This is a genomic window from Kaistia sp. 32K, from assembly GCF_016629525.1.
Lineage (GTDB): Bacteria > Pseudomonadota > Alphaproteobacteria > Rhizobiales > Kaistiaceae > Kaistia.
This window is the reverse complement of record NZ_AP024269.1, coordinates 4,108,940-4,134,518: the sequence shown is the minus strand read 5'-3', so window position 1 is coordinate 4,134,518 and position 25,579 is coordinate 4,108,940. Positions and strand designations below refer to the sequence as shown.

The 25,579-nt window shown below is 66.0% G+C and carries 24 protein-coding genes; 14 read left to right on the top strand and 10 right to left on the bottom strand.

Annotated elements, in window-relative coordinates:
* Nucleotides 1-14: 14 nt before the first annotated feature.
* The 3 genes from larB to K32_RS19120 are packed head-to-tail and all read right to left on the bottom strand — an operon-like array spanning nucleotide 15 to nucleotide 2,751.
* Nucleotides 15-674, bottom strand: a complete 660-nt coding sequence (gene larB, locus K32_RS19130) for a nickel pincer cofactor biosynthesis protein LarB (RefSeq protein ID WP_201401034.1) — start codon at nucleotides 672-674, stop codon at nucleotides 15-17.
* Nucleotides 671-1,465, bottom strand: coding sequence for an adenine nucleotide alpha hydrolase (locus K32_RS19125; protein WP_201401033.1), 795 nt, complete (start codon nucleotides 1,463-1,465; stop codon nucleotides 671-673). The genes larB and K32_RS19125 overlap by 4 nt, the downstream gene beginning before the upstream one ends.
* Nucleotides 1,462-2,751, bottom strand: a complete 1,290-nt coding sequence (locus K32_RS19120; RefSeq protein WP_201401032.1) for a LarC family nickel insertion protein — start codon at nucleotides 2,749-2,751, stop codon at nucleotides 1,462-1,464. The genes K32_RS19125 and K32_RS19120 overlap by 4 nt, the downstream gene beginning before the upstream one ends.
* A gap of 215 nt (nucleotides 2,752-2,966) precedes the next feature.
* Between K32_RS19120 and K32_RS19115 the strand changes: the two genes are divergently transcribed.
* On the top strand, nucleotides 2,967-3,713 hold the full coding sequence (locus K32_RS19115; RefSeq protein WP_201401031.1) for a FadR/GntR family transcriptional regulator: 747 nt from the start codon (nucleotides 2,967-2,969) through the stop codon (nucleotides 3,711-3,713).
* A 16-nt stretch (nucleotides 3,714-3,729) separates the two neighbouring features.
* On the opposite strand, the gene larA is transcribed toward K32_RS19115, so the two are convergent.
* The 6 genes from larA to K32_RS19085 form a co-directional block, all read right to left on the bottom strand.
* Complete coding sequence (larA, locus tag K32_RS19110) at nucleotides 3,730-5,022, bottom strand: nickel-dependent lactate racemase (protein ID WP_201401030.1); 1,293 nt, start codon at nucleotides 5,020-5,022, stop codon at nucleotides 3,730-3,732.
* Complete coding sequence (locus K32_RS19105) at nucleotides 5,019-5,750, bottom strand: ABC transporter ATP-binding protein (protein ID WP_201401029.1); 732 nt, start codon at nucleotides 5,748-5,750, stop codon at nucleotides 5,019-5,021. Before K32_RS19105 ends, larA begins: the two co-directional genes overlap by 4 nt.
* Complete coding sequence (locus K32_RS19100) at nucleotides 5,747-6,469, bottom strand: ABC transporter ATP-binding protein (RefSeq protein ID WP_201401028.1); 723 nt, start codon at nucleotides 6,467-6,469, stop codon at nucleotides 5,747-5,749. Before K32_RS19100 ends, K32_RS19105 begins: the two co-directional genes overlap by 4 nt.
* Complete coding sequence (locus K32_RS19095; protein WP_201401027.1) at nucleotides 6,466-7,485, bottom strand: branched-chain amino acid ABC transporter permease; 1,020 nt, start codon at nucleotides 7,483-7,485, stop codon at nucleotides 6,466-6,468. Before K32_RS19095 ends, K32_RS19100 begins: the two co-directional genes overlap by 4 nt.
* Nucleotides 7,486-7,506: 21 nt before the next feature.
* On the bottom strand, nucleotides 7,507-8,382 hold the full coding sequence (locus K32_RS19090; RefSeq protein ID WP_201401026.1) for a branched-chain amino acid ABC transporter permease: 876 nt from the start codon (nucleotides 8,380-8,382) through the stop codon (nucleotides 7,507-7,509).
* Nucleotides 8,383-8,466: 84 nt separating this feature from the next.
* Nucleotides 8,467-9,675: an ABC transporter substrate-binding protein gene (locus tag K32_RS19085; RefSeq protein WP_201401025.1), complete on the bottom strand. Its 1,209-nt coding sequence runs from the start codon at nucleotides 9,673-9,675 to the stop codon at nucleotides 8,467-8,469.
* 149 nt (nucleotides 9,676-9,824) lie between these two features.
* On the opposite strand from K32_RS19085, the gene K32_RS19080 reads away from it, so the two are divergent.
* From K32_RS19080 to K32_RS19020, 13 genes are all read left to right on the top strand, one after another.
* A complete protein-coding gene (locus tag K32_RS19080; RefSeq protein WP_201401024.1) occupies nucleotides 9,825-10,811 on the top strand; it encodes an aldo/keto reductase in 987 nt (328 codons plus the stop codon).
* A 9-nt stretch (nucleotides 10,812-10,820) separates the two neighbouring features.
* Entirely contained in the window at nucleotides 10,821-11,705 is an 885-nt protein-coding gene (locus K32_RS19075; protein WP_201401023.1) for an amidohydrolase, read from the top strand.
* A 9-nt stretch (nucleotides 11,706-11,714) separates the two neighbouring features.
* A complete protein-coding gene (locus K32_RS19070) occupies nucleotides 11,715-12,719 on the top strand; it encodes an aldo/keto reductase (RefSeq protein ID WP_201401022.1) in 1,005 nt (334 codons plus the stop codon).
* Between the two features lie 81 nt (nucleotides 12,720-12,800).
* Nucleotides 12,801-14,066: a glycerate kinase gene (locus tag K32_RS19065; protein ID WP_201401021.1), complete on the top strand. Its 1,266-nt coding sequence runs from the start codon at nucleotides 12,801-12,803 to the stop codon at nucleotides 14,064-14,066.
* Nucleotides 14,067-14,284: 218 nt separating this feature from the next.
* The gene (locus K32_RS19060) at nucleotides 14,285-15,304 is read left to right on the top strand and encodes a substrate-binding domain-containing protein (protein ID WP_201401020.1); all 1,020 of its coding nucleotides are present in this window, start codon (nucleotides 14,285-14,287) and stop codon (nucleotides 15,302-15,304) included.
* 228 nt (nucleotides 15,305-15,532) lie between these two features.
* On the top strand, nucleotides 15,533-16,627 hold the full coding sequence (locus tag K32_RS19055) for a sugar ABC transporter substrate-binding protein (protein WP_201401019.1): 1,095 nt from the start codon (nucleotides 15,533-15,535) through the stop codon (nucleotides 16,625-16,627).
* A 63-nt stretch (nucleotides 16,628-16,690) separates the two neighbouring features.
* Nucleotides 16,691-17,650, top strand: a complete 960-nt coding sequence (locus K32_RS19050; RefSeq protein ID WP_201401018.1) for an ABC transporter permease — start codon at nucleotides 16,691-16,693, stop codon at nucleotides 17,648-17,650.
* A gap of 12 nt (nucleotides 17,651-17,662) precedes the next feature.
* Entirely contained in the window at nucleotides 17,663-19,165 is a 1,503-nt protein-coding gene (locus K32_RS19045) for a sugar ABC transporter ATP-binding protein (RefSeq protein ID WP_201401017.1), read from the top strand.
* 2 nt (nucleotides 19,166-19,167) lie between these two features.
* Nucleotides 19,168-20,112, top strand: a complete 945-nt coding sequence (locus K32_RS19040) for an ABC transporter permease (RefSeq protein ID WP_201401016.1) — start codon at nucleotides 19,168-19,170, stop codon at nucleotides 20,110-20,112.
* A gap of 40 nt (nucleotides 20,113-20,152) precedes the next feature.
* Complete coding sequence (locus K32_RS19035) at nucleotides 20,153-20,917, top strand: SDR family NAD(P)-dependent oxidoreductase (protein ID WP_201401015.1); 765 nt, start codon at nucleotides 20,153-20,155, stop codon at nucleotides 20,915-20,917.
* A gap of 170 nt (nucleotides 20,918-21,087) precedes the next feature.
* Entirely contained in the window at nucleotides 21,088-21,858 is a 771-nt protein-coding gene (locus tag K32_RS19030) for an L-iditol 2-dehydrogenase (RefSeq protein WP_201401014.1), read from the top strand.
* Between the two features lie 341 nt (nucleotides 21,859-22,199).
* Entirely contained in the window at nucleotides 22,200-23,177 is a 978-nt protein-coding gene (locus K32_RS19025) for a sugar kinase (RefSeq protein ID WP_371813047.1), read from the top strand.
* On the top strand, nucleotides 23,174-24,439 hold the full coding sequence (locus K32_RS19020; RefSeq protein ID WP_201401012.1) for a D-tagatose-bisphosphate aldolase, class II, non-catalytic subunit: 1,266 nt from the start codon (nucleotides 23,174-23,176) through the stop codon (nucleotides 24,437-24,439). The genes K32_RS19025 and K32_RS19020 overlap by 4 nt, the downstream gene beginning before the upstream one ends.
* 62 nt (nucleotides 24,440-24,501) lie before the next feature.
* Here K32_RS19020 and K32_RS19015 read toward each other — a convergent pair whose 3' ends face one another.
* A complete protein-coding gene (locus K32_RS19015; RefSeq protein WP_201401011.1) occupies nucleotides 24,502-25,437 on the bottom strand; it encodes a LysR family transcriptional regulator in 936 nt (311 codons plus the stop codon).
* Nucleotides 25,438-25,579: the final 142 nt, after the last annotated feature.

Genomic DNA, 25,579 nt, shown 5'->3' with positions numbered 1-25,579 from the left:
GGCCGCCCGACCGTTCAGGCGAAGCTGTTCAGGATACGGATCGCCGCGCAAGCGGCGCCGTATCCGCTGTCGATGTTGCAGGTGAGAAGACCCGGCGCGCAGCTTGACAGCATGGCGTTGAGGGCGGTCCGTCCGCTCTCCGCCGCGCCATAGCCGACCGATGTCGGAACGCAGATGACCGTGCCCTGCACCAGGCCGCCGAGCACGCTCGCGATCGCCGCGTCCATTCCGGCGACCGCGATGACAATGGGAAAGCGCCGGATCTCGTCGATGCGCGCCATGAGCCGCCAGATGCCGGCGACGCCGACATCGACCACCATCGACGCGTCGATGCCGGCATGGCGCAGCGTGCGCGCCGCCTCGCGCGCGACCGCCGCATCCGATGTGCCGGCCGCCACGATCACGATCCTTCCCTCGACGCGCACCGGCCGCAGGGGCCCGAAATAGGCCGTCCGGGAGAGAGCGCAGAAGTCGAGCGCGGCGCCGTGCTCGGGCGGCAGCTGATGGAACTTGTCAGCATCGAGCCGCGTGAGCAGCAGGCTTGTGCCGCGTGCCGACACCTCGTCGAGGATGGTGGCGATCTGCGCGGCGCTCTTGCCTTCGCAGAACACCGCCTCGTCGAGGCCGATGCGTTCGGCACGGCCGTGATCGAAGATCACTTCGCTTGCGCTCATGCGCGGCGTCCTACAAAGGCGCTGCCCATGCGATAGGCCTCGAACCTGACGGGCTTGCCGGCGAGTCCGGCCGGCAGCAGCGAGGCGATCGCGGCGGTCAGCGCGTCGCCTTCACGGAGGGCGGCGAGCGACGGCGGGTCGAGTTCGACGACGATACCGGCATGGCGCACACGGCAACGGACGGTTTCAGGCGCGAGCGTGGCGCCGACCAGCTTCTCGACCGCGTGGATGGCGGCGAGCGTCATCGGCTCGATCGCGATCGACGTCTCCACCCGGCTGGAAAGGCAGGGCGACGACGGCAGTTCGGCGAGATCGCCGAGGCCGAGCCGGCGCGCCAGCCTGCGCACGCCGGCCTTGTCGATGCCGGCTTCGACATAGGGATGGCGCACGCCGGCCGCCCGCGCGGCGTCGAGCCCGGGCCGGTAGTCGCCGAGATCGTCGAGATTGGCGCCCGAGAGGACCTGGCGTCGGGACAAAGCGGCGATGGCGCCATAGAGGTGGCCCTTGCAGAAGAAGCAGCGGTTCACCGGGTTTTCGAGATAGTTGCTGTCGCCGAATTCGCCGCTGTCCACCGTCCTGAGATTCCAGCCCTCGCGCCCGGCCCAGAGCCTCACACGCTCGGTCGACTCCGGCTGCACCGCCGGCGAGACGGCATGCACCATGTCGGTCGCGTCTGCGCCGAGCAGGCGATGGGCTGCGACCGCGAGCGTCATGGAATCGACGCCGCCGCTGACGGCGAGCGTGACCGGCCCCAGCGACGACAGCACCGCTTCCAGGCTTGCCTGGCTCATGGTTCCTCTCCTTCCGCCCGCAGTGCCGCATCGAGTTCCGCCCGCAATCGCGAGCGCGTGGCCGCGCCCGCCGTGGCGGCGATGTCGTCGGCTTCGATCTTGGCCGTCCGGCCGGAAGGCCGCTCGGCGATCTTGGCGCGATAACTTCGTCCGGCATGGTCGATCGCGACCTCGCCGCGGCGGAGCGTGGCGCGCTCGACGATGGCATGCCGGATGCCGAGCGTCGTCGTCTCATCGAAGGTCGCGGCGATGACCGCGTCGCGGGCGGCTGGCGTGGCGAGGATGCGCAAAGCTGTCATCATGCGGCCCTTCTTGCCGAAAACCGGCGCCTGGACGATGTCGAGCACGCCTGCGATGCTGCGCAGATTGGCGACGGCCAGGGCGAGATCCTCGCCGGTCTGGTCGTCGATCTCGCATTCGAGCACGGCGACCCGATCGGACGCCGCTGCGCCGCCGGCGGTCGCCTCGTAGGCGAGCACGCGCAGGCAGTTGCTGATGCCGGGGAGTTGCCGCGTGCCGAACCCGTGCGCCGACGAGCGGAGAATACGCGCTCCATCCGCGGCCCGGCCGCCGCGACAGAGATAGGCGAGGATGGCGGCGCCCGTCGGCGTCACCCGCTCGCCGCCGATGCCGTCGTCGATCATGGCGAAGCCCTCGAGCAGAAGCGCGGTCGCGGGGGCCGGCACGGGCAGCAGGCCATGCGCCGAGCGAACCCGGCCGCCGCCGATCGGAATCGCCCCGACCGTCCAGACTGCCGGTGCGAGCTGCGCCACGAGCCAGGCGGCCGCGACGATGTCGGCGATCGAATCCCATGCGCCGACCTCGTGGAATCGGACGTCCTCGACGGACCGGCCATGGACGCGCGCCTCGGCTTCGGCGAGGAGCGTGAAGATGCCGAGCGCATGCGTCCGCGTCTCCGCGTCGAGCGCGGAGGCGGCGATCGCCGCGCGAATGCGCCGCCAATCGACATGATCGTGGTCGCCATGGCTATGGCTATGGCTGTGGTCGTTGTCGCCATGTGTCCCATGGTCATGGTGATGACCATGACCGTCGGGCGGCTCGTGACAACCGACAGAGGGCGCGCCGGGCCTCGCGACCAGGAAGCGGCGGCCGGTCAGAATTCCGTCGTCATGCGCGACGAGGCTGCAGGTGACCGTCTCGATCAGCGGGCAGCGCGCGAGCGCCGCCTGCAAGCCGGGCTCGAGATCCGGCCTCAGATCGAGCAATGCGGCGACGAACATGTCGCCGGCCATGCCGCCGAGCGGGTCGAGATGAAGATGCAGCATGGACTCCACCTGATGTCAGTCCGCCGCTTCGGCGGTTCCGATTCCGGAACCCATGGCGCCGCCGTCGAGCAGGCCTGATCGTTCCCACATGTCTTGACGTCCTTCGGTGCTTCGGCGCGATCCCATGCGCCAGTCGATTTTGCTTTTCGCCCGGGCTTGGGCTAGCAACATTTGATGCCCGTCAATGACTGCCTGTCCAGGGAACCCGGATCGAGATGACGAATAAGGACGACGTCGTTTTCGGCGCCATCCGGCAGGTTCCCAATCTGCGGAGCGAACTCGCCGACACGCTGATCGCCCAGATCGAAGCCGGCGTCCTGAAGCCGGGCCAGCGTCTGCCGACCGAACAGGCGATCGTGCAGGCGACGGGCGTGAGCCGCACCATCGTTCGCGAGGCGCTGGCGACGCTGCGCGCCAAGGGGCTCATCGCCACGCGCCAGGGCCTCGGCGCCTTTGTTTCCACCCATCCGACGCCGCGCAGTTTCACCATCCCGCCGGACCAGCTCGAATCGATCGACGAGATCCAACGGGTGCTCGAGCTCCGGATGGGGATTGAGTGCGAGGCGGCGAGCCTCGCTGCCATGCGCCGCACGCCGGAGGATATCGAGACCATCCAGGGCAGCCTCGATGCGCTGGATCGGGCGATCGACGAGGGTGGCTACGGCGCGCAGGAGGATTACGCCTTCCACCGCTCCATTCTGGTCGCGACCCACAACCCCTATTACAGCCGGCTGTTTGATACGTTCGGCAGCAGCATGGTTCCACGGCAGTGGGCGCGGCTCGACCGCATGACGGCTACGGAGCGCAAGCGCCATGCGGCGCGGATGCGTCGCGAGCATCATGCCATCTTCGCGGCCATCCGCGACGGCAACGAAACGGCGGCGCGCCGGGCGATCCGGGCGCATCTCGCGAGGAGCGCGGCCCGCTTCGAGGAAATGCGCGAGCAGCTGTCGACGCCCTGAGCCGCCGCGCGGCGCGTCAGGGAGCAAAGCGGGGAACGACATAAGGCCCCTCCGGGATGATCGCGATCTCGCTATCCCCCGACAGTGCAATGCTCTCGGCGATTGCCGTTTCGATGTCATCGACCATGGCGACGCCGGTCAGCCGGCGGTCGTAGCCGGCAAGACCTGTCGAATAGAGGGCGACCTTGCCGAGCCGCATCGGCTTCAGCTGCATCTCGGTCTGCCATTCGTCGATCTCGGCGAGCGACTTGGCGGTGAGCGTAGCGAGAAAGCGCTCGGGGCCAAGCTCGACCAGCCGTGCCTGGGCCGCGCGGAACTCGGGCGAGCCGAAGCCCTCCGAGCATTCCGAGGCGATGATTAGCGTGCCGCCGGGCTTCAGAATGTCGAGCGGCGTCACCATGCCCTTGATGGTCTGGTAGTAGGTCTTGTCGAGCGGATAGCCGGCCGACGATGTCACGACGGTCGAGAATTTCCGGTCGAACGGGATGGTCGTCGCCGCCTCGACGAAATCGACCGCTGCCTGATGGCTCGCGATGATCTCGCCGAAAGTGATGCAGACGAGATCGCGCTCCTCGTCGAGCACGGTGTTCAGGGCATAGACCTCGCCCAGCATGCGCACGATCTCGAGCTGCTCCTCATGCAGCGGGTTGCCGAGAAGGTTGCACTGGACGGCGAGCGGATCCTCCATGAAGCGGGCGGAATGGAAGGTCCTGATCGTCTCGTGATGGGCGACGCCCGGCGCGATCACCTTGCGGCCACCCGACCATCCCGCCATGAAATGAGGCTCGACCAGTCCGGTGGCGATCCTGAGATCCGCCTCGGCGAACAGCCGGTCGATCCTGACCGGCGTGTTGCGCGTCGCCGTATGGCCGAAATTGACATGGGCGTCGTCGTCGCGGGCGTCGTGATTGACGATGCGCACATGCGCGAGCACCCAGGGATCGCCGACCAGCTCTGCAAGCTCGTCGCCGAGGTTCGGCCGGTGCAGCCCCGTCGCCACGAGCACGGTAATCGCCTCGAGCGGAATGCCGGCCGCGACCATGGTCTCGACCATCGGTCGCAGGAACAGGCGGTTGGGCACGGGCCGCGTGATGTCGCAGATGAGGATGCAGGCGCTCCGCCGTCCGGCGGCAAGCTCGGCGAGCGGCGGTGCTGCCACCGGCGCCGCGAATGCCGCCTCCAGCGCCGCCGCGGGGTCGGCGAGCTTCGGCAGCTGCCCCTTGCGCACCAAAGTTGCCACCGCATCGGGCGGCAGCCTCACGGAAAGATGTCCGCGCCCGTAGGATATCGCGATGGAGCCGTCGTTCATGACGCCTGTTCCGCCATTCCGCCGAGATAGAGCTCGCGCATCAGCGTCATGTCCTTGAGCTCCGAGATCGGCCCTGAGGTCACGATCCGGCCATTCTGCATCAGATAGCCGCGCGTGGCGACGGACAAGGCCAGGCCGGCATTCTGCTCGACGAGCAGCACGGCCGCGCCGAAGCGCGCGCCGATATCGAGGATGATCGCCTGGATCTCCTTCACCAGCAGCGGCGACAGGCCGAGCGACGGCTCGTCGAGCAGCAGGATGCGGGGGCGCGCCATCAGACCGCGCGCGATCGCCAGCATCTGCTGCTGCCCGCCGCTCAGCGAGCCGCCCTTCTGCTGGCGCTTGACGGCGAGGATCGGGAAGAATGCTTCCATCGTCAGCACGTCCTGCTCGATCGTCTCCGTGTCGCGGCGCGCATAGGCGCCGAGTCGGAGATTCTCTTCAACCGTCATGTCTGCGAAGATGCGTCGACCCTCAGGCACGAGGACGACGCCGCGCTTGGCGAGCACGTCGGGCGCCTTCCCGGTCAGGTTCTCGCCGTCGACGATGACGCTGCCGCCGCGCGGCTTGACCAGGCCGACGATGGTGCGCAGCAGCGTCGACTTGCCGGCGCCGTTCGGGCCGAGGATGGTGATGACCTCGCGGGCGTCGAGCGTCAGCGAAACGTTGCGGTTGACGATGGACGGGCCGTAGCCTGTACTGATGTCGGTGACCGAGAGTAGCGTCACAGCACGCCTCCGAGATAGACTTCGAGCACTTTCGGGTCGTTCAGCACCGCGTCGATCGGGCCGTCGGCGATCTTGGAGCCGAAGTCGAGCACGACCAGGCGACGGCACAGCATCCGCATCAGCTTCATGTCGTGGTCGATGACGCAGACGCTGATGCCATGCTCTGGGAACTGCTTCACCAGGCCGACCAGCGTCTGCGTCTCCCGGTCGTTCAGGCCGGCGGCCGGCTCGTCGAGCAGGATCAGCGAGGGCCGCGTCGCCAGGGCGAGCGCGATGCCCAGCAGGCGCAGGCTGCCAAAGGGCAGGATGCCGGCCCGTTCGGACGCGAGGGCCGAAAGGCCGACGAATTCGAGCAGCGCTTCCGGCGTGGTCCAGGGATAGGGCTGCGACGACTTGCGCGCATGTTCGCACGCGATGCGGACGTTCTCGATGACCGGCAGGCCGGCGAAGGCCATCGCCTGCTGGAAGGTGTGGGCGATACCGGCCGTCGACACCTCATGCGCGGTGACGCCGGTGATGTCGCGGCCCCGCCAGAGCACGGTGCCGGCGGTCGGCTTGTAGACGCCGGTGACGAGGTTGAAGAGCGTGGTCTTGCCGGAGCCGTTCGGACCGACAACGCCGAGGATCTCGCCCTCCTCGATCGAAAGATCGACACCGGACAGCGCCGTGACGCCGCCAAACTGCTTCCTGAGGCCCTTAATCTCCAGAATGGCGGTCATTGTCCAGCCCTCGACGGGTTGCGGGCCTCGGTGGAGGCGCGTCCGGCCGGCACGCCCGAAAGCTTCCTGGAGACGGTCTGAAGGCCCTGCAGCACCCCGGCGATGAGGCCGTTCGGCAAGAGCAGGATCACCGCGATCAGGCACACGCCATAGACGATGCGCGACTCGACCGGATCGAGATTGAGCATCTCCGGCAGGAAGGAGACGAGGATGCCGCCGGCGAGCGGGCCAAGCAGCAGGCGAGCGCCGCCGATCATCACCATCAGCGCCAGATAGATGCTCGGGAAGGCCGCGAACTGCCCCGGCGAGATATGCCGGTAGAAATAGGCGAGCAGAACGCCCGACACCCCGGCGAACAGGCCGCTGACCATGAAGGCGCCGATCTTGTGGCGTCCGACATTGATGCCGAGCGAGGCCGCGAGCTTCTCGTTTTCGCGGATGGCGCGCAGCGTCCGGCCATAGGAGGAATGGATGATCGCCCAGCTCGCGACCGCGCTCACCGCCACGAAGGCGACGACGATGAGGTAATAGGGCAGGAGATCGTCGACGCGATGGCCGAACAGCGTGACCGGCAGCTGCAGGTCGAGCCCGGTCGCGGCGCCCGTGAAGTCGCCGCCATTGGTGAGGACGATGCTGAGCAGCTGGCCGAAGGCGAAGGTCATGATCACGAAGTGGTGCCCGCTGACACGCAGCGACGGGATGCCGACGACAGCGGCCGCCACTGCTGCGAGGACGCTGCCGAGCGGCAGCGCGACCCAGAAGCCGATGCCGGCGTCGCGGGCCAGGATCGCCGCCACATAGGCGCCGATCCCGACCAGCGCGGCATGGCCCATCGACAGGATGCCGGTCTGCCCGAACAGCACCGCGAGACCATAGAGCGCGACGATGTTGATCCCGGCCGAGATGGCGAGCGACAGCGTGCGGTTCGTCAGTCCGAGAGCCGGGAGGAGCGCCAGCAGCCCGATCACGAGCAGGACTGGCAAGAGCGAAAGGAGAGGCGAGGAATTGTTTTTCATGGTCGGTGCTTTCGCTTCAGCTCAGGCCATCTTCGGGCCGCTGGTGCCGCCGAAGAGGCCGTTTGGCCGGACGAGCAGGACAAGGATCATGAGGCCGAACGAATAGGCGTCGGTCCATTCGGAGAACCCGTAGCCGGCGCTGAAGCCCTCGACGATGCCGAGGATGAGGCCGGCGACGACGGCGCCTGTCAGGTTGCCGAGGCCGCCCATCAGGGCGACGGCGAAGCCTTTCATGACCATCGTGCCGCCGGTGAAGGGCGTGACGGGGAAGAGCGCGATCAGCAGCGCCCCGCCGAGGCCCGCAAGCGCGCTGCCGAGAACGAACACGCCGGTGATGTATCGCCGGACGGGAATTCCCATCAGCGCGGCCGTGTCGCGATCTTCGACGGCGGCGCGGAGCGCGCGGCCGTAGCGGCTGCGGGTGATCATCACGAAGGTTGCGGCGACGACGGCAATCGTCACCAGGATGACCATGACGCGCACCGAGGCGATGCGCACGCCGCCGACATCCCAGACCGCGCTCAGCGGCCGCGGGATGCTCTTCTGGTTGGGGCCGTAGAAGAAGATGACGACGTGCTGCAGCACGACGATCAGCCCGAGAGAAACGATGAAGCCGTTGGTCGGCCGCGTCAGGGTGAAGCGGAACAGGCCGCGCTCCAGCGCGAAGCCCATCGCGGCGACGGCGAGCACCGCGATCACCAGGGCCGGGACGAAGCCGAACCCGGCCTGGACGACGATCCAGGTTGCGAAGCTGCCGATCATCAGGAACTCGCCGTGGGCGAAGTTGATGATGCCGGTCAAGCCGAAGATGAGCGTCACGCCAACGGCGATCAGGGTGATCACGCTCGCGATCGAAAGGCCGTTCAGCACCTGCTGAATAAGGATTGCAGTGTCCACGTCGGTCTCCGTCCGTTTAAGGGAACGGCCGCGGTCGCCGGGCAGCGGGGGGAGGGCGCCGCCCGGCGACCCCACAGCCAGCGCTTATTTCGGCTCTTCGGCCGGAGGCTGCTGCATGGCGCAGGTGATGGCACCGCCCGGCGCCGCGGCGCAGACTTCCGTCGCATGCGTGACCTGGTGGGAGGTGTTGAAGGACAGGTTGTCCGAGACGACGCCCTTGTGATGCAGGCTCTCGATCGCGGCGACCGTCGCGTCGGGATCGAGCGTGCCGGCCTTCTCCCAGGCTTCAGCCAGGAAGTGGACATAGTCGTAGTAGAGCAGCGAGACCGAGGAGGTCACGCCCTTCGGGGCGCCGGCCGCGAAGTAGTTGGCGAAGTAGGTCTTCGCGTTGGCGTTGGAGGATTCGCCCCAGCAGATCGGCACGCAGCTCATCGCCACCGGGACATCGGCCGTAAGGCCACGCTCCTTCCAGATGCCCGGATCGACGCCGAACAGGAAGTAGCTGGGCGCGACGCCGAGCTCAAGCGCCTGCGGCAGGGCCGTCAGCGTCGAGTCGCCATTGTACCAGAAGTGGACGACATCGGGATTGAGGCTCTTGGCGCGGGTCAGGAAGGGCGAGAAGTCGGTGGTATCCGGCGGATAGGAGATGACCTCGGGCACTTCCTGGCCCTCGGCCTTCAGCGCCTTGACATAATAGGAGGTCAGGAACTGGCCGGTCGCATCATTGCCGACGATGACGACGGACTTCTTGAGCGGATGGCCGACCAGCGGCTCCAGCAGGCCGAGCACGCCGCGCGCCGTCGAGCCCGAGCGCTGGAATTCCTGCGGTTCGGACTGGAAGAGATAGTGGTTCTCGCCACCGGGCGCGACGGAAGTCGGGTTGAGCACCTTGGCGAGCGTGCTGTTGCCGGCGAAGTGGATCACCTTGGCAGGCTGGGTGATCTTGGCCATCGCCAAGGTGAAGTCGTGCGATTCCGAGCCGAAGATCGCGGCGACCTTGTCGTCGCGCACCAGCTCCTGGGTCGCCGCGATCGCGGTCGAGACATCGGTGCGGTCGTCCCGCTTCAGTAACTCGATCTTGTAGGTTTTGTCGCCGACCTTCACGCCGCCGGCGTCGTTGATTTCCTTGACCGCGAGGCTGACGCCCGCGGGCAGGGTATGGCCGGCCGATACGAATGAGCCGGATTCGGCCGCCACGACACCGATCTTGATCGTGTCCTCGGCCGCCGCCGAATAGGCGGATGCGGCAAGGCATAGCGCGACGGACGCGCCTGTTAACAGCAGCGAGCGCAAGGTTTGATCCTCCCAGAACAAATTTGCAAACTTACCGGGTTGTCGTACAACCCTGTTTCCTGATAATGGCATGGATCGGCGATGTCAAGCGATGGCGATCGCCCCCGGCGGCCCTTACGACGAGGCCGCGGACCAAGAGGAGACGACGAATGAGAGCGCGGAAGTTCGGCCGGACGGGCCATGAGGTGAGCGAGATCGGCTTCGGAGCCTGGGCAATCGGCGCCTCCTGGGGCGAGGTGAACGACGACGAGGCGCTGGAGGCTCTCCATGCAGCCCTCGACGCAGGCGTCACCTTCCTCGACACGGCCGACGTCTATGGCGACGGTCATTCCGAAAAATTGATCGCCAGGGCGATCGGCTCGCGGAGCGGCGCGCGGCCCTTCATCGCCACCAAGGCTGGCCGCCGGCTGCCTGAGCAGACCGTCGCCGGCTACAGCTATGACAATCTCGCGAGCTATGTGGATCGCAGCCGCCGCAATCTCGAGATGGACACTCTCGATCTCGTCCAGCTGCATTGCCCACCGACCGATCTCTACTACCAGCCGCAGGTGTTCGAGAGCCTCGACCGGCTGAAGGCGGAGGGGCGGATCCGCGACTATGGCGTCAGCGTCGAGCGGGTCGAGGAGGCGCTGAAGGCGATCGAGTTTCCCGGCGTCGCCAGCGTGCAGATCATCTTCAATGCTTTCCGCCAGCGCCCTTCCGAGCTGTTCTTCGAACGCGCGAAGGCGAAGGGCGTCGCGATCATCGCCCGTGTTCCGCTGGCGAGCGGGCTGCTGTCGGGGAAGTTCAGCCGGGAGACGCAGTTCGCGGCCACCGACCATCGTCTGTTCAACCGCAATGGCGAGGCGTTCGACGTCGGCGAGACTTTCGCCGGCGTGCCTTATGAGGTCGGTCTCGAGGCGGTGGAGCGCATCCGGCCGCTGGTCTCGGGCGATACGGTCATGGCGCGCTTCGCGCTCCGCTGGATCCTGATGTTCGACGCCGTGACCGTCGCCATTCCTGGCGCGCGCAACCCGGCCCAGGCCCGTTCCAATGCGGCGGCGGCCGACCTGCCGGCCCTTTCCGACGAGACGATGGCTGAGATCAGCGCTGTCTATGACACGCTCATCAAGCCCTTCGTCCATCAGCGCTGGTAGGAGGCGCGAATGTCACGATCTCCATCTCCGCGGATCGACGCGCATCAGCATTTCTGGGATCCGGCAAGCGGCGGCGACTATGGCTGGTTGAGCGGCCCCTTTGCGCCGATCAACCGCGTCTTCTCGCCCGACGACCTGAGGCCCGCGCTTGCCGCGAACCGCATCGACGGCACCGTGCTGGTCCAGACCTGGAACGATCTCGGCGAGACCTGGGATTTCATCCGCACCGCCGAGGCGACGGATTTCGTCGCCGGAGTCGTCGGATGGGTCGACCTCACGGATCCGGACGTCGCGGCGACGCTCGCCGCGCTGCAGGCGGCGCCGGAGGGGCGCTGGCTGGTCGGCGTCCGCCACCTGATCCAGACCGAGCCGGACGCGAACTGGCTGCTGCGCGGCGATGTGCGTCGCGGCCTCGCCGCCGTCGGCGCGGCGGGGCTCGTCTACGACCTCGTGCCGAACCTGCCGCAACTTCCCGCCTGCGTCGCGACCGCAGGCGCCTTTCCCGACCAGCGCTTCGTGCTCGATCACATCGCCAAGCCCGAGATCCGCAATCACGGCTTCGACGAATGGGCGCGGCTGATGCGCGGATTCCGCGGCGAGCGGGGCCATGTCTGGTGCAAGCTGTCCGGCATGGTCACCGAGGCCGACTGGCGGAACTGGACGGCGGCCGATCTCAGGCCCTATGTGCGCGAAGTTCTCGAGATCTTCGGCGTCGACCGCTGCATGTTCGGCACGGACTGGCCGGTCTGCCTGGTCGCGGCGGACTATTCGCGCGTCGTCGAGGCGCTGGAGGCGTGCCTGCAGGATCTCAGCGACGACGAAAGGGCACAGATTTTCGGCCGCTCCGCCGTCGAGGCCTACCGCCTGCCCGCCTTTCAACCGGCCATAGCCTAGGGGGCTCTCATGACGACCATCACGGCCACTACAGGCAAAGTCGGTTTTCGCTCGCGCCTTGGCTTCGGCGCAAGCGGCATCGGCACGCTCTATCGCGACGTTCCGGAAGCGCAGGCCGCGGAGACGCTCGCCGAAGCCTATGCGGCGGGGCTTCGCTATTTCGACACGGCGCCTCTCTATGGCCACGGCCTCAGCGAGGCGCGGCTCGGGCGGTTCCTCAGGACCGTCCCGCGCGACAGCGTGACGGTCTCGACCAAGGTCGGCCGCTACATGGTGCCGCCCTATGGCGAGGCCGTCGACTACGGGCTCTGGGCTAAGCCGCTGCCGCTGAAGCCGGTCTTCGACTACAGCTATGCCGGAACGCTGCGTTCGCTCGAGCAGTCTGCGAGCCGGCTCGGCATCGTGGATTTCGATCTCGTCTATATCCATGATGTCGACCGCTTCACGCATGGCGACGCCTATGAGCGGCGTTTCGACGAGGCGATCGACGGCTGCTTCCGCGCGCTGGACGATTTGCGCCGGGCGGGCCATATCCGTGCGATCGGCGTCGGCGTGAACGAAAGCGATGTCGCGACACGGTTCCTCAGGGCGGCGCGGTTCGACGCCGTCATGATGGCCGGCCGCTACACGCTGCTTGAGCGACAGGCGGAGGCGGACCTCCTTCCCGAAGCCGCGCGACAGGGCGTCGAGATCGTCGTGGCCGGCGTGTTCAATTCGGGCATCCTCGCCGCCGGGCCGGACGCCGCCGGGGCCACCTTCGACTATGGCAGGCCCTCGACCGAGGTGATCGAGCGGGCGCGCCGCATAGCGGCCATCTGCGCGGCGCACGAAATTCCCCTGCAGGCGGCGGCGATCCAGTTTCCGCTCCGAAATCCGCTCGTCGCGGCCGCCGTCCTCGGCATGAGCCGTCCGGAGCGCGTCGCCCAGAACATGGACTGGGCGAGGCACCCGATTCCCGAGCCGGTCTGGGCCGAACTCGATAGTCTGCCGCCCGCTCCACGGACGGAAGGCTGAGCTCAACCGGCCTGTGCGCCGTCCGCGATGTGCGGGAGGCTATGCATTTGCAGGGCCGCTAAAGGTAGGCAGGCATATGACATGACGCTCGACAAGACTTCCCCCGACCAGGCCATCCTGCGCGCGCTGTTCGACGCGGCGCTTTCCGCGTCGCTGCCGGACGGCCGCTTCGAGGGTAGGCTTCCGGTTGCGCCAAAAGGGCGGACGATCGTGCTCGGCGCCGGCAAGGGCGCGGCGCGCATGGTGCGGGCGTTCGAGGATGCCTGGGAGGCGGCCGGCAATCCACCGCCGGAAGGCCTCGCCGTCACCCGCTATGGCCACGGCACGCCGACCCGCTTCGTCGAGGTGGTCGAGGCGTCGCATCCCGTTCCGGATGCTGCCGGCATGGCGGCGGCGCAGCGCATTCTCGACATCGCCACTTCGGCCGGTCCCGACGATCTCGTCGTCTTCCTGATGTCGGGCGGCGCGTCGTCACTGCTCGCCTTGCCGGCGGCCGGCGTGAGCCTCGAGGACAAGCAGGCGCTGAACCGCGCGCTCCTGAAGAGCGGCGCGCCGATCGGCGCCATGAACCGCGTCCGCAAGGCGCTCTCGGCGATCAAGGGCGGCCGTCTCGCCGCCGCCGCCGCGCCGGCCCGTATGGTCACCTTCCTGATCTCGGACGTGCCGGGCGACGACCCCGGCGCGATCGGCTCGGGCCCGACGATCCCGGAGGCGTCGGATCCCGAGGGCGCGCTGGCGATCCTCGCCGAATACGGCATCGCCATCGAGCCGCGCATCGAACAGGCGATCCGCGCCAACGCGGTTTCCGCCGGCGAAGGCGGCGCGGTCGAGATGCTGGCGACGCCGAAGATGGCGCTCGATGCGGCAGCCGATGCGGCGCGCGCCATCGGCCTGACGCCGCTGGTGCTCGGCGACGCGCTCGAGGGCGAGGCGCGCGACGTGGCGCGTGTGCTGGCGGCGATCGGCACCTATGCGGCGGCGCATGACCAGCCGGTGGCAAAACCCTGCGTGATCCTCTCGGGCGGCGAGACCACCGTCACCGTGCGGGGGCGGGGGCGGGGCGGCCGCAACGCCGAGTTCCTGCTGGCGCTCGCCGTAGCGCTCGGCGGCCATCCGGGCCTAGCTGCGATCGCCTGCGATACCGACGGCATCGACGGCTCCGAGGACAATGCCGGCGCCTGGATCGACGCGGGCATTCTCGCCGAGGCGAGGGCCAGGGGCATCGACCCGGCCGCGCGCCTCGCCGACAATGACGGCTACGGCTTCTTCCAGGCGCTCGACCGGCTGGTCGTCACCGGTCCGACGCTGACGAACGTCAATGATTTCCGCGCGATTTTGGTGCGGTAAAGCGTACTGGATCGCGTTGACAAAAGGGCTTCTGCTAGGGGTTTTCCGGATTGCGCGGATAGGGGGCGTGGCCGGTTCGCCGCGCGAGTGTAGCCCGCGCATGTTGGCTCAATCGAGTCGGACCCCCAGTGTCCGGGTTCTTCAGTGTCGGGTAGAAAGGGGCTGGTCGCCGCGGTGGTAAGCGAGCCTCAATGCGATGCAGGGAATCGGACCGGATCATGAAGACAGGCAAGCGAAAGCCGACGATTTACGATATCGCCACCGCAAGTGCAGCCTCGCCGACGACGGTCAGCATGGTGCTGAACGGTCATTGGAAGAAGCATCGCATCAAGCCGGAAACGGCCGCTCTCGTCCTGAGATGCGCTGGCGAGCTCGGCTACTCGGTCAATCAGAAAGCACGAGGTCTCCGCCTGGCCCGCTCCGGCCTGGCCGGCATGATCGTTCCTCATTATCGGAATCGTTTCTTCGCCGGTCTTGCCGAGGCGTTCGAGGCCGAGGCACGTGAACGCGATCTATGCCCCATCGTCGTCAGTACGCAGCGCGATCCGCAGATCGAGACGCGAATTGTCGAGACGCTGCTCGCGCAGCAAGTCGAGTTCCTGTTCATCGCAGGCGTGCGCGATCCCTCGCCGCTGAACGACATGTGCACCGCCGCGGGCATTCGATGCATCAATGTCGACTTGCCTGGTCCCAAGGCTCCCTCCGTCATCTCTGACAACTATGCTGCGGCTGCCCACGTGACCGAGTTGGTCATTGAAAAGCTGCTGTCATCCGATCTTCCCATTGATGACTGGTTTTTCTTCGGCGGCGTCCGCGACGACAACTCGACAAGAGAGCGTATCGGAGGTTTCAACGCCGTCCTCGCCAAGCACGGCGTACGGCTCGGGGAGGAAGCCTTCCGATGCGAGGGATATCCGCCTCATATCGCGGAGCGGGCGCTTGCTGATCGCTACGAGCGGAACGGTCGATTGCCGGCAGGGCTTTTTGTCAACGGCATCACGGGACTGGAAGGCGCCGCCAGCTTCCTGGGGAGGCTTCCGAGAGAGACCTGGAACTCGACGCGGATCGCCGCTTTCGACTGGGATCCGTTCGCGGCGCAGATGCCCTATGACATCACGATGATACGCCAGGATGTCGAGGCCATGATCTCGGCGAGCTTCGGCCTGATGGACACCTACCCCGAAGACATCCCCCTCATCACCATTCCCGCCAGGCTGGTGGCCCCCGTCGAACCATAGGCCGTTCCGGCCATTATTTTGACGCGCGTAAAAAAATAACTTCCCGCTAAACACTTGCTAAATCCATTTAGCAATTGACTGAAGGCTCCTTCGCGCCCTATGCCTAGGACGCCCGAGGAAAACGGGAAGGCACCCAACAATTCGAAACGGCCATGGCGGCCCGCGCTGAGATGCGCGGGCAACGGATACCTGCGTCCGTGGGAGGACGCTTTCAGAGGAGGAAAGTGAATGAGCATAAATGACTTCATGCAGAAGGCGCTGATCGACCGCCGCCGCTTTCTCATCGGCTCGGCGCTGGGCGTCGGCGTCATCGGAGCGCCTGGCCTGGTTCGCCCGGCGTTCGCGGGCACCGGCTATAGCCACGCAAGCTCGATCCGCTCGCTGTCGAACGCCTTCCATGCCGCCTGGAACAAGGGCGCCGAGTCGTTCGCCCAGACCATTGGCGATCCCCACAGCGCGCTGGTGACCGAAGGCAACAGCGAGAAGGGGATTGCGGATATCAAGGCCTTCCTCGCCAAGGCCGGCGACAAGGCGATCCTTGGCGTTGATCCCAACGACTCTCCGGACGCTCGCCCGATCGTCGAGGCGGTCGCGGCCGCCAAGGGGCATGTGGTGACGGTCTGGAACAAGCCGAACGACCTGCACCCCTGGGATTTCGGCGACAACTACGTCGCGCACATGTCCTTCAACGGCGTGCCGGCCGGGGAGCAGACGGCCAAGGCGCTGTTCGACAGCTTCGGCGGCGAGGGCGCCATCGTCGCGCTCGGCGGCATTCCGTCGAACGTGTCCGCGATCGAGCGCAAGGCGGGCCTGTTGAAGGCGATCGAGGCGTCGAACGGCAAGGTGCAGCTTCTCGATTTCCAGGATGCCGACTGGGATTCCGCGAAGGCCAACAATATCGTCGCCGCATGGCTCACCCGTTTCGGCGGCGATATCAAGGGCGTCTGGGCGGCCAATGACGGCATGGCGATCGGCGCGCTGGAAGCGCTACGCGCCGAGGGGCTGGCCGGCCAAATCCAGGTCACCGGCGTCGACGGCACCCGTGACGCCGTGCAGGCGGTGAAGAACAAGGAAATGGCGGCAACCGTCGACTGGGATCCGTTCTGGATCGGAGGCATCGCCCTGTCCCTCGGCCATCACGCGGCGACCGGTGCCTTCTCTCCCTCGAAGGAGCCGCAGGAGCATCGCGAATTCTACGGCACGGGCGCCCTGATCACGCAGGCCGACGTCGAGGCCTACTGGAAGAAAAATGTCGAGGCGACGCCTGAGGTCGACTGGAACGACCTTTGGGGCCGCGTCAGCGGTCAGATCCAGTACGGCTGATCGACAGGAGAGAGGCCGCGAACTCTATCGCGGCCTTTCCGAATACCGCTCCGGGAGGACAACATGACACGCTTGGATTCGCGCTGGGCGAGCGCCACCCCTTTGCTCGTCTTGATAGGACTTTGCCTCGCCATCGCGATTGTCGATCCGAGGTTCCTGTCGTTCGGGAATTTGGGGCGCATCGCGGCCGCGGCATCGGCACCCCTGGTCCTCGCGCTCGGGGCCACCTTCATCATCCTCATGGGGTCAATCGATCTCTCCATCGAAGGCTCGATGGCGTTCTCTGGCGCGGTGCTCGCTGCCTTCGTTGCCAACGCTTCCGGAACCGGTTTCGATATCGGCCTTGCGGCCATACCGATCGCTCTTCTCGCGGCAGGCGCCTTCGGCTGCGTCATCGGCCTGGTCCATGTCTATCTCAAGGTGCCGTCGTTCATGGCGAGCCTCGGCATGGGTTTTGTCGGGGTAGGCATCGCAACGGTGCTTCTCGGCGGGGAACGCGTCGGCATTCTCGATCCGAATATCCGGGCGCTGGCGTTGAACCGCGTCCTGGGCCTTCCGCTCTCCGTCTATGTCGGCGTGTTCATGCTGGCGGTGGCGTGGTTCATCCAGGACCATACCCGCATCGGCCGTCACATCATGGCGCTCGGCGGCGGCGAGGACCTCGCGGCTGCGTCCGGCATCAACGTCCGGCGGGTTCGCGTCTTGGCGTTCACCATCGCCGGCGCGTTCTTCGGGGTGGGGGCGATCCTCACCTGCGCGCGGCTCGGCGCATCGAGCGCCCTCATCGGGAGCGGCCAGCTCTTCACCGCGATCAGCGCCGTCGTCGTCGGCGGGACCGCGCTGACCGGCGGCAAGGGTGGCGTGCTCCAGACGGTCGTCGGCGTCCTCATCGTCATCGTGCTCAACAACGGCATGATCATCCTCGGCCTGCCGTCCTTTGTGCAGCAGGGCGTTCTGGGCCTGGCGATCATCCTCGCCGTGCTGCTCAACTCGCCCCGCCGCAGCCTGGCAATCGTCAAGTAGGAGCGTGTGATCATGCTCGACCTCAAGGAAATCACCAAGACGTTCGGCCGCGTGCAGGCGCTCAAGGGTGTCTCGATCACGGTGAACGTTGGCGAAGTCGTCGGCCTCGTCGGCGAGAACGGCGCCGGCAAGTCCACTCTCATGAAGGTTCTGAACGGCATCTATCAACCCGACAGCGGGACGGTCGAGATCAATGGCGTGGCCGAGACGCTGCGCGGACCGCGCGACGCGGCCGCCAAGGGCATCGGCATGGTGTTCCAGGAGCAGTCCCTCATCCCGAACCTCTCGGTTGCCGAGAATATCTTCATCGGCAACGAGGCGCAGTTCGTGCGTTTGGGTCGCATCGACTGGAAGGCAATGGGCCATGCCGCCAGGCGGCAACTCGACAAGGTTGGTCTGGACATCGATCCGCGGACGACGACCTCCGCCCTGACCTTCATGCAGCGCCAGATGGTGGAACTGGCAAAGGTATTGACGCTCGAGGAAGCCGTCGACGGCAACCTCTGCATCCTGCTGGACGAGCCGACTTCGGTGCTCGAGCAGGCCGAGATCGACATCCTTTTCGGCGTCATCCGCAAGCTGCGCGATCGCGCCGGCATCATCTTCATCTCGCATCGGCTGGACGAGGTCATCGAGATCTCGGACACGATCGTCGTCATGAAGGACGGCGCCGTCGTCGAGCACTTGGCCAAGGCCGACGCGACGCCGGCGCGCATCCACCACCTTATGGTCGGGCGCGAGGCGACCGGCTCCTACTACAAGCAGGACGAGCGCCGCCCGCCTTCCGATACAGTCGCGCTCTCCGTGCAGAATGTCTCTCGGGCGCTCGATTTTTCCGAGGTCAGCTTCGACGTCCATGATGGCGAGGTTCTCGCTCTGGTCGGCACGGAGGGCGCCGGCTCGGAGCCCCTGATCCGGAGTTTCTTCGGTCTTGAGCGTGTCCATCTCGGCAAGGTCGTCTATCGCGGCGAAGACCTCACGAACACGGCGTCCGGACGGGCCGTGGCCGCTGGCATCGGCTATGTGCCGCGCGAACGGAAAATCGAGGGCATCGTCGAGGAAATGTCCGTTCAGGAGAACATCTGTCTGCCCCTGGGCGGCCGCCTGACACGCTTCGGCTTGTTCGATTTTCGTGCGATCGCCAGGAAGACATCCGAACTCATCGCCAAGCTGCGCATCAAGACCCCTGACGGATCAGCGCTGTGCGCCAATCTTTCCGGCGGCAATCAGCAGAAGGTGGTGCTGTCCAAATGGTATCGCACGGACGCGCGGCTGTTCCTGCTCGATCATCCCACGCGTGGTCTCGACGTCGGCGCCAAGGAAGACGTCTACGCGCTGATCCGTGAAATGTGCGCGGCCGGCGCCGCCGTGGTCCTGATTGCCGACACGCTCGAGGAAGCGCTCGGCCTTGCCCATACGGTCATCGTTCTCAAGGACGGCAGGCAGACGGCGCGGTTCGACAATACCGGACCGACGCCTGTCACTCCCCTCGACCTCATTCCACACATGGTGTGAACATGAAGCAGTTTGGCAAGTTTGCCGGCCTTATCCCATGGATCGCGCTGGTCGTCCTCATCCTGATCGTTGGTTCTTTCGACACAGCCTTCCTCAGGCCGACGACGTTGATTGGCCTGTTCGCCGATTCTGCGACGCTGTTCCTGATGGCGATTGGCATGACCGCCGTCATCTACATCGGGAGCATCGACCTGTCGCTCCAGTCGATTGCCGCGATCAGCTCGATTGTGCTCGCACTGCTCATTCCGGACTATGGAATGCTGGCAATCCCAGCGGCTTTGCTGGTCGGGATGCTGTTCGGCTGCCTTTCGGGTGTGGTTCACGCGGTCCTGCGCCTGCCGAGCTTTATCGCGACGCTTGCCGTGGGCGGTGTGGTCACGACCGCCGCCCTCTATCTCTCAAATCAGCGCTCGATCCAGATCGACGCTCAGCCGCGTCTCGATTCCCTCTCCTGGGCGATTGGAACGACTTTCGGCGTACCGAACGAGGTCTGGGTATCCCTGGTCGTCCTGGTGGTTGCGCTCACCGTGGAGCAAGCGACGCCCTTCGGTAAGGCCATGAAGGCTGTCGGATGCGGCGAGGCGGCGGCCCGCGTCGCGGGCATAAACATCACGTCCGTCAAAATCATCGTTTTCATGATCGCAGGCCTCTTCGCCGCGCTGAGCGGCGTGGTCTTGGCCGGCCGGCTGTCCAGCGGTTCCCCGATCATCGCAAACGAATTCCTGCTGCCGGCGATCGCCGCCGTCGTGCTCGGCGGCACCTCACTGACCGGCGGCAGTGGCGGCGTTCTGCGGACATTGGTCGGAACGTTGCTGATCGCCGTCGTCCGTACCGGGATGACCTTCGTCGGCATCAACGTGCTCGCCCAGCAGATCGTCTTCGGCATCATCCTGGTTGCGGCTGTCGCGCTGAGCATCGGGCGCGCACCCAAGGGCGTCATGAAGTAGCGCCGCTCGTCCCCCCAATTTGAATCAATGGAGACTACCCTTGATACTCGATAAGTTCAGGCTTGATGGGAAGGTTGCCCTCGTCACCGGCGGCACGCGCGGCATTGGCCTCGCCATTGCCAAGGCGCTCGGGGAGGCGGGTGCCCGCGTCGTCATAAGCGCTCGCGCTCCTGTCCAGGATGCGGCCGAGGTTCTGGCGGGCGCCGGCATCGATTTCGACTTCATCGCCGCCGACATGCGGGACGAAGGGGCGGCCGACACGCTGACGCGGCAGGTTGTCGAGCGTTTTGGCAGTCTTGACATCCTCGTCAACAATGCCGGCGTTGCGATCCATGGCGACAGTGCAGATTTCGACGACGAGACCTGGCGCAAGGTCATGAGCCTCAATGTCGATGCCGTGTTTCGTGCCTGCCGCGCTGCTCTCGCGCCGATGCGCGCGCAGGGATCAGGGGTGATCCTCAACATCGGCTCGATGTCCGGCATCGCGTCGAACATTCCCCAGAACCAGGTCGCGTATAACAGCTCGAAGGCTGCGGTCCACATGATGACCAAAAGCCTGGCGAGCGAACTGGCGGCCGAGAACATCCGGGTGAACGCCCTCGCGCCGGGATACATCGATACGGACATGTCGCGCGGCGGCATCGAGAATCCGGAGTGGTTCCCGATCTGGCGCAACATGACGCCCATGGGGCGTGTCGGCCAGCCGGACGAGGTGGCCGCGGCGGCGCTGTTCCTCTGTGCTCCGGCATCGAGCTATGTGACCGGCGAAGTGCTTGTCATCGACGGCGGTTACACGACGCGTTGACGGAGCGCGAGCGCGCGACATGACGCGCGCCGGTTGAGGCTCCAGCTCGCGGCCTTCGCCGCGGGCCTCCTGGGGAGACCGCGCTTCGTGCCGGACTTCTCGCCCAAGATTGCTTCCATCGACAGGATACGCCGCACGACACTTTCGCGGCACAGGACGGAGATATCGATATGAGACTTCAAGACAAGGTTGCCCTCATCACTGGCGGCGCGCGCGGCATCGGCCTCGGCTTTGCCGAAGCTTTCGTCGCCGAAGGCGCCAGGGTCATCATCGCCGACATCAATCTGGCGCTTGCGGAGGAAGCAGCGGCCTCCATCGGTCCCGCCGCAACGGCCATGAAAATCGACGTCACGAACCTTCAGGACATCGACGCCGTCGTCAGCCGGATCGACGCCGATTTCGGCGGTATCGATATCCTCGTGAACAATGCAGCCATCTTTGACCTGGCGCCGATCCAGGCGATCACCGAAGACAGCTACGACCGCGTCTTCGACGTCAATCTGAAGGGACCGCTGTTCACCATGAAGGCGGTGGCGAATGTCATGATCGCGCGCGGCCGCGGCGGCAAGATCATCAACATGGCGAGCCAGGCCGGCCGGCGCGGCGAGGCGCTGGTGACGCTCTACTGCGCTTCCAAGGCCGCGATCATTTCGGCGACCCAGTCGGCCGCACTCGCCCTCGTGAAACACGGCATCAATGTCAACGCGATCGCCCCCGGTGTGGTCGATGGCGCGCATTGGGACGTTGTCGATGCCAAGTTCGCCGAATGGGAAGGCTTGAAGCCCGGCGAGAAGAAGGCGGCTGTCGCCAAGGAAGTTCCGATCGGCCGTTTCGCGACGCCTGACGACATCAAGGGCCTCGCCGTCTTCCTCGCTTCCAAGGACAGCGACTACATCCTGGCCCAGACTTACAACGTCGACGGCGGCAACTGGATGAACTGAACCATGCGAGCAGCATGAAGGCATCCGGTTAGCGGACGTGCCGCAGGCCGCTGGGGCGGCGGTGCATTCCGCTTGCACCGGGGGATGCATAGGCCGGCGAGGTGCAGGCGGTCGCGGAAGGTGTCGCCGGCCTCCGCGCCGGCCATTGCTTCGCCGCCGTGCCGAACCTTCCCTGCGACATCTGCCCGTCCCGCCTTGAGGTCCGGACCGATCTCTGTCGTGGCTTCATGGCCTATGGCGTCCCGCACAATGGCGGTTTTGCGGAATCCGCAACGTCAGATCCGATCGTCCGCATCACAATATGCGACTACACATCGACGGAGGCTAAGTTGGAAATCGAGATGACACTCGCCCCGGAAGCACTCGGGCCGACGGTGACCGTCGGCGAAATCCTCGTGGAGATCATGGCCACGACGGTTGGCGAGGGCTTCCTGGCGCCGCAAACGCTGATCGGGCCGTTTCCCAGTGGAGCGCCGGCCATCTTCATCGATCAGGTGGCACGCATTGGCGGCGCCTGCGGGATCGTGGCAGTCGTGGGCAACGACGATTTTGGCCGATTGAACGTCGGGCGGTTGAAGACGGACGGCGTCGACGTGTCAGCGGTCGCTGTCAGCGCGGACAAGCCGACCGGAAGCGCCTTTGTCCGCTACCGGACCGACGGCTCGCGCGACTTCGTCTACAATATCAAGCACTCCGCGGCAGGCGAGGTGACGACAACCGAAGCTGCGCAGGCATTGTTTTCCCGTGCCGGTCATGTCCACGTCATGGGGTCGGCCTTTGCGATCGCTGGCCTCTGGTCGATTCTCGTCGAGGCGGTTTCGATCGTGAAGGCGCGGGGCGGATCGGTCTCCTTCGATCCGAACATCCGCAAGGAACTCGTGCAGGGCGGCGACGGCCGCAAGCTGATCGACGACATGATCGCGGTCACCGACCTGCTGCTGCCCTCGGGTGATGAATTGCTGGTGGCTGCCGGCGAAACGACAGAAGCGGCGGCCGTGGAGCGCCTGCTCGATCTCGGCGTCGGCGAGATCGTTCTGAAGCGCGGCAGCGAAGGCTCCACCCATTTCAGCAAGGCCTTCGGCCGCGTCGACTGCGCGGCCTTCCGGGTCGAGGAAATCGATCCGACCGGGGCGGGCGACTGCTTCGGCGCAGCCTATCTCACGAGCCGGCGCGCCGGCCTGCCGCCGCAAAGCGCGCTTCTCTACGCGAATGCGGCCGGCGCCCGGACCGTGACGAAACAGGGCCCCATGGAGGGCGTCTCCAGCAAGGCCGAACTCGATCAATTCATCGCGGCCGCCGGCCGGGAGGAGCAGGCATGAGCAACATCCTGACCGGACTGGCGACCGCCCGGCGCGAAGGCCGGCCCTACGGCATCGCTTCAATCTGCTCCGCCCATCCGACGGTTCTGCGCGCGGCGCTCAGACGGGCGGCGAAGAGCGGCGGGCCCGTGCTGATCGAGGCGACCTGCAATCAGGTCAATCAGTTCGGCGGCTATACCGGTATGACGCCGGCCGATTTCGTCGCCTTCGTCGAGAGAATTGCTTCCGAGGAAGGCGTGCGTCGCGAGCAGATCCTTTTCGGCGGCGACCATCTCGGCCCCAATCCCTGGCGCAAGGAGCCGGCCGAGATCGCGCTGAAAAAGGCGGCCGATATGGTCGCGGCCTATGTGGGCTCGGGTTTCGGCAAGATCCATCTCGATGCGTCGATGGGCTGTGCCGGGGAACCCGTCGCTCTGGATGACCACACCGTGGCCGCGCGCGCCGCGACCCTTTGTGCGGTCGCCGAGCGCGCCGCGGCAAGCGCCGGCCTTCCCGCGCCGGTCTATATTCTCGGGACGGAAGTGCCGATTCCCGGCGGCGCGGACCATGCGCTGGACGCGGTCGAGCCGACTGCGCCGGAAGCGGCGCGCGAGACCATCGCCGTCCACCGCGAAGCCTTCGCCAAGGCGGGGCTCGCCGATGCCTTCGCCCGCGTCATAGCCTTCGTCGTACAGCCCGGCGTCGAATTCGGCAGCGACAACGTCATTGCCTACGACACGCCGCGCGCCGCCGCCCTGAGCGGCCTGCTCGACGAGGAGCCGGGGCTGGTGTTCGAGGCCCATTCCACGGATTACCAGACCGAAGAAGCGCTCACAGCCCTCGTCGCTGACGGCTACCCGATCCTCAAGGTCGGTCCCGGGCTTACGTTCGCCTATCGCGAGGCGCTCTACGGCCTCGATCTTATCGCGTCGGACATCGTACCCGGTTATGGCGAGCGCGCGCTTGCCAGGACCATGGAAGCGCTGATGCTGGCGAAGCCCGCCTACTGGAGCGGCTACTACCACGGCGACGAGACGGACCTGCGCATCCAACGCCATTTCAGCTACAGCGACCGCATTCGCTACTACTGGAGCCAACCGGAGGCCGAAATGGCCGTCCGGAAATTGCTGACGGCCCTGGAAGGGGTCCGCATCCCGGAAACAGTGCTTCACCAGTACCTGCCGCAAGTCGAGCCGCTGCCAGCAGGCGGCGCCGATGCCATCGTCGTGGCTGCAGTGGATCGGATATTGCAGGTGTACGATCGGGCCATCGCATTGAAATAATTGAGCATCGTGCCGTTCATCCGTTTTGCTCGCGGACAGGATGCTCGATCCAAACATCTGCCTCAGGTTTGCGTATGAGATGCATCATCCCGGCGCACGAGGCCCGCGACGAAATCCAACAGCGCGCGGGTCTTCGGAGGCACGTGCTGCCGGGACGGATAGTACGCATGGAGCGGAAATCGTTGTTCGGACCAGTCCGGGAAGAGCTGAACCAGCCGATGATTTGCGATGTGGTCCTCAATGCCCAGCTCGAAGAGCTGGGCGATGCCCAGTCCAGCGAGGCAGGTACTGTGCAGGGTGCCCGGATCGTTGACGGTCAACACGCCTTGGGGCTTCACGACAAGCGTCTGTCGACGTCGATGGAATTCCCAGGGGAACGGTCGCCCCGTCACCGGCTCTCTGAACTCAACGCATCGGTGCTGCGGCGTCCCAAGGTCACGTGGATGGGCAGGATGGCCAAACCGCTCGAGATAGCCAGGCGAGGCCATGGCCAGCACCCGCGTGTCGAACAGCTTCCTGACAATCAGTGACGATGTCGGCGGGTGCCCAAACCGGAGGGCCAGATCAAAGCCGTCCGCCACCAGATCTCCCAGGTCCTCCCGGCTGCGCAACTCCACTTCCAGCTCCGGGTGGCTGTCCAGAAAATCTCCCAGGCGCGGACCCAGCACGAGCTGGGAGAAGAGCGGATCGACATTGACCCGCAGTCGTCCGCGAACCTTCCGCGCACTCCCCGCGGCATTGGACGTGACTTCGGAAAGTGCGCCGATCAGCGGCATTACCTGCTCGTAAAAGTCTCGCCCCTCATCGGTCAGCCGCACCGATCGGGTGGTGCGCTCGAAGAGGCGGATCGACAGCCTTGCCTCCAGGCGGGCGATTGCCCGGCTCACCCCGGACTGCGACAGGTCCAGCGCTTCCGCGGCACCACCGAAGCTCTTCATCTCCGAGACCGCCGCCATGACATCGATGCCTTCGAGCAGTTGCGAGAACGGTTGACGCATTTATGCCTCCGAAGCATCAATGAAATGAGTTTCATGACATAGCAACTCTGCGGGTGTCGTGCCAGAACTCCGCGGCGCCTCAGCAATCAGCGCTTTCAACAATTCATGTGCATCGAACTCCAGACGTCTCCGGACGTCTGGG

Bases quoted from the DNA above. Each gene is read 5' to 3' on its own strand.
- K32_RS19040 (WP_201401016.1), top strand. From the start codon at position 19,168: ATGAAGCAGTTTGGCAAGTTTGCCGGCCTTATCCCATGGATCGCGCTG.
- K32_RS19030 (WP_201401014.1), top strand. From the start codon at position 21,088: ATGAGACTTCAAGACAAGGTTGCCCTCATCACTGGCGGCGCGCGCGGC.
- K32_RS19015 (WP_201401011.1), bottom strand. From the start codon at position 25,437: ATGCGTCAACCGTTCTCGCAACTGCTCGAAGGCATCGATGTCATGGCG.
- K32_RS19075 (WP_201401023.1), top strand. From the start codon at position 10,821: ATGTCACGATCTCCATCTCCGCGGATCGACGCGCATCAGCATTTCTGG.
- K32_RS19055 (WP_201401019.1), top strand. From the start codon at position 15,533: ATGAGCATAAATGACTTCATGCAGAAGGCGCTGATCGACCGCCGCCGC.
- K32_RS19125 (WP_201401033.1), bottom strand. From the start codon at position 1,465: ATGAGCCAGGCAAGCCTGGAAGCGGTGCTGTCGTCGCTGGGGCCGGTC.
- K32_RS19065 (WP_201401021.1), top strand. From the start codon at position 12,801: ATGACGCTCGACAAGACTTCCCCCGACCAGGCCATCCTGCGCGCGCTG.
- K32_RS19120 (WP_201401032.1), bottom strand. From the start codon at position 2,751: ATGCTGCATCTTCATCTCGACCCGCTCGGCGGCATGGCCGGCGACATG.
- K32_RS19050 (WP_201401018.1), top strand. From the start codon at position 16,691: ATGACACGCTTGGATTCGCGCTGGGCGAGCGCCACCCCTTTGCTCGTC.
- K32_RS19100 (WP_201401028.1), bottom strand. From the start codon at position 6,469: ATGACCGCCATTCTGGAGATTAAGGGCCTCAGGAAGCAGTTTGGCGGC.
- larA (WP_201401030.1), bottom strand. From the start codon at position 5,022: ATGAACGACGGCTCCATCGCGATATCCTACGGGCGCGGACATCTTTCC.
- larB (WP_201401034.1), bottom strand. From the start codon at position 674: ATGAGCGCAAGCGAAGTGATCTTCGATCACGGCCGTGCCGAACGCATC.
- K32_RS19060 (WP_201401020.1), top strand. From the start codon at position 14,285: ATGAAGACAGGCAAGCGAAAGCCGACGATTTACGATATCGCCACCGCA.
- K32_RS19080 (WP_201401024.1), top strand. From the start codon at position 9,825: ATGAGAGCGCGGAAGTTCGGCCGGACGGGCCATGAGGTGAGCGAGATC.
- K32_RS19070 (WP_201401022.1), top strand. From the start codon at position 11,715: ATGACGACCATCACGGCCACTACAGGCAAAGTCGGTTTTCGCTCGCGC.
- K32_RS19095 (WP_201401027.1), bottom strand. From the start codon at position 7,485: ATGAAAAACAATTCCTCGCCTCTCCTTTCGCTCTTGCCAGTCCTGCTC.
- K32_RS19020 (WP_201401012.1), top strand. From the start codon at position 23,174: ATGAGCAACATCCTGACCGGACTGGCGACCGCCCGGCGCGAAGGCCGG.
- K32_RS19025 (WP_371813047.1), top strand. From the start codon at position 22,200: ATGACACTCGCCCCGGAAGCACTCGGGCCGACGGTGACCGTCGGCGAA.
- K32_RS19115 (WP_201401031.1), top strand. From the start codon at position 2,967: ATGACGAATAAGGACGACGTCGTTTTCGGCGCCATCCGGCAGGTTCCC.
- K32_RS19045 (WP_201401017.1), top strand. From the start codon at position 17,663: ATGCTCGACCTCAAGGAAATCACCAAGACGTTCGGCCGCGTGCAGGCG.